3 protein-coding genes are annotated in these 2,580 nt (G+C 72.7%); 2 read left to right on the forward strand and 1 reads right to left on the reverse strand.

The features are described 5' to 3' along the window. Nucleotides 1-705 (forward strand): organomercurial lyase (gene merB / locus GT354_RS34400; RefSeq protein ID WP_346012311.1); only part of this gene is annotated, 705 nt, incomplete at its 5' end. 731 nt (nucleotides 706-1,436) lie between these two features. On the opposite strand, the gene GT354_RS34405 is transcribed toward merB, so the two are convergent. Then, entirely contained in the window at nucleotides 1,437-2,114 is a 678-nt protein-coding gene (locus GT354_RS34405; protein WP_161360292.1) for an isochorismatase family protein, read from the reverse strand. 85 nt (nucleotides 2,115-2,199) lie between these two features. Here GT354_RS34405 and GT354_RS34410 point away from each other — a divergent pair. Beyond that, nucleotides 2,200-2,580 (forward strand): DJ-1/PfpI family protein (locus tag GT354_RS34410; RefSeq protein WP_202512623.1); only part of this gene is annotated, 381 nt, incomplete at its 3' end.

A 2,580-nucleotide genomic window follows, 5' to 3' on the forward strand; every position in this document is an offset into this window, starting at 1 on the left:
CGCTCTTCCGATCTCGACTCCGGTCGCGGGCACACCGGAGCGGGAGGCGACCGCGTGAGCGTCGAACAGTTGCGGTTGGCGGTCTATCGGGGCTTCGCCGACACCGGACGAGCCCCGACCGGCCAGGAGTTGGCGGTGACCCTCGGCGTGTCCGAGGACACCGTGCGGTGGGGCCTGCACACCCTGCACGAGCAGCGGCACATCGTTGTGCGAGACGGCGCGGTCGCGATGGCGCACCCGTTCAGCTCAGTGCCGCTGGGCTTCTCCGTGATGGGGCCGCAGACCCTGTGGTGGGGCGGATGCGCGTGGGATTCCTTCGCGTTGCCGCACCTCGTCGGTGTGGACGTGTTGGTGGCGACGCGCTGTCCGGGCTGCGGGCGCGCGCTCGCGTGGAACGTCGACAACCGGACCCCGCCGAGCGGCGACGAGGTCGCGCACTTCCTGCTCCCGGTGACGATGCTGTGGGACGACGTGGTCCACGCGTGCGGCAACCAACGACTGTTCTGCGGCGAGCCCTGCGTTGCCGAATGGCTCACCGCGACCGGCCAGGAACGCGGCTGTGTGATGGACCTGGCCACGCTGTGGCGCTTGGCGCAGCACTGGTACGAGGGCCGGTTGAGCAGGGGCTACGAGCGCCGCGACCCGACCACCGCTGCGGCCTACTTCGCCTCGGTCGGTCTGAAGGGCCCCTTCTGGGGCCAGTAGCGCCCCCGAGCGGGCCGTCCCGGACGGGCGGCCGTCCGCGAACGGCGGCCCGAAGCGGGCAGTTCGCATCGGAAGCACCGAGCGGACACCCCGCGCAGGCGGTCCGGAGCGGCTTGGGTCCGGATCCCGCCCGGGTGCCGGGGCCGGGGTTCGGGCTGATCCCGGGTCTGGGTCCTGGTCCGGGTCTGCCCCGGGATCCGGGACCGGGTCCCGTCCGGATGCCAGGGTCGGGGTTCGGGCTGACTCCGGGTCTGGGTCCGGGTCCCGCCCGGATGCCAGAGTCGGGGTTCGGGCTGACCTCGGGCCCGGGTCTGGGTCCGGGTCTGACCCCGGGTCCGGGTCGGGTCCGGATCCCGCCCGAATGACAGAGTCGGGGTTCGGGCTGACTCTGGGTCTGGGTCCTGGTCCGGGTCTGACCCCGGGTCCGGGTCGGGCCCGGATCCCGCCCGAATGACAGAGTCGGGGTTCGGGCTGACCCCGGGTCCGGGTCCCGCTCGGATGCCAGAGTCGGGGTCTGGGTCCGGGTCCGGATCCCGCTCGGATGCCAGAGTCGGGCCCGGGTTTGACCCCGGGTCCGGGTCCCGGCCGGATGCCAAAGTCGGGGTCCAGGTCTGACTCCGGCCCCCGCCCCGGGCCCGGGCCCGGGTCACCGACCGTGGGACGCGCTCGGCCGTTCCCGGGTACCCGTGCATCCGGGCTGCGGGTCCGTGCGCTGCACCGGTCGGGTGGGGCTATGCCGTGGCGGCGAGGAGGTCGGCGGTGTGCACGATCCGGGCGAAGCGGCCACCGTGCAGGGTCGTGACGGTGGCCCTGGTCAGTTCGTCGGCGGTCATCACGTCGCCGTCGGGGCCGGCCAGTTCGAAGGTGTGCATCGCGTCGATCGCGAACAGCACGTCGTAGCCGAGGTTGCCGGCCATCCGCGCGGTGGTCTCGTTGCACATGTTGGTCTGGATGCCGACGATCACGAGTTGGTTCGCGCCTCGTGCGGTGAGCCAGGCGTGCAGGTCGGGGGTGCCGTAGAACGCCGAATTGACGTGCTTCGTGACCAGTAGGTCGGGCTCGACCTCGGCGACGACGTCCTTGAAGTCGTTGCCGGGGGTGTCCGGGTGCAGCGGCGACGGGTCGGTCGAGTCGTGCCGGACGAGGACGACGGGGCGCCCCGTCCGCTCCCAGGCTGCGACGAGCGCGGCGATGTTGGCCTCGGCGTCGGGGTTGTTGCGCTTGCCCCAGAATTCCGCGTCGTCGAAGCCCTTCTGCACGTCGATCACGATCAGCACCGCGTCGCCGGCGACGGCCGGGGCGGTGCGCTCGGGAGCGGTGGCCTCGGCGGCGTTGGCCTCGCCGGCGGCGGTTCCGGCGGTGGCGCCGGCGGCGGTTCGGGTGGTGGCGGTGCTGTCGGTCTTCGTCATGCGATCAGCCTGACAGCGCGACGGCACTCGGAGAAGTGGCAGGATTGCCTTTGATCGATGAGATTCCGCCAATAGACTCGTGGGCATGCAACGCGTCGCGATCCTTGTGTTCGACGGAGTCCGGATGTTCGACCTGGCGGTCGCCACCGAGGTCTGGGCGCCGCATCGGACCGTCCCCGACCTGCCCGCGTTCGAGGTCCGGCGGTGCGCGGCGGACCGATCACCGGTCACGCTCACCGGCGGCGCCACCGTGGCCCCCGACGCGACCCTGGGGTGGCTCCGGCGCGCCGACCTGGTCGTGGTGCCGGGCATGGTCGATCCCGCCGTACCACCGTCCGAGCCGGTGACGGCCGCGCTGCGGGCGGCCCATCGAGCCGGGGCGACCGTCGCGTCGTTGTGCGCGGGTGCGTTCGTGCTCGGCGCCGCCGGGCTGCTCGACGGGCGGCCGGCCGTGACGCACTGGGGC

The organism is Streptomyces sp. SID3343 (assembly GCF_009865215.1).
Taxonomy (GTDB): domain Bacteria; phylum Actinomycetota; class Actinomycetes; order Streptomycetales; family Streptomycetaceae; genus Embleya.

What these genes read in the sequence shown, in the direction of transcription:
- GT354_RS34405 (WP_161360292.1), bottom strand. Translation starts at nt 2,114, where the DNA reads ATGACGAAGACCGACAGCACCGCCACCACCCGAACCGCCGCCGGCGCC.